General features: G+C 72.8%; 1 pseudogene. It reads right to left on the reverse strand.

The features are described from left to right. A pseudogene (locus tag AC0IY1_RS25445) lies at positions 1 to 254 on the reverse strand (DNA primase); the annotation flags it as partial.

Consider the following 254-nt stretch of genomic DNA (forward strand, 5'->3'; position numbering starts at 1 on the left):
TCGCCGGCCACGATGAGGCCGAGCTCGCCCATCAGGTCCCGGTCGACATCCTTGGCGGCGAGGTGGTCGCGCAGGGTGTAGCGGTCGCCCGGGGCGTCGCCGAGGCGGAAACGGCTCCGGATCTCCGGGCCGAGTTGGCGTCGGTCGAGATCGGCGCGGGCCTCCACGCCGGCGCGGCCCCGCAGTTGCTCCTCGACGAAAGCGGCGGCCATCTCCATGACCTCGATCGCTCCGGCCCGCTTGGTCTCCTGCTC

The sequence above is a fragment of the Methylobacterium sp. AC690 genome (assembly GCF_979256535.1).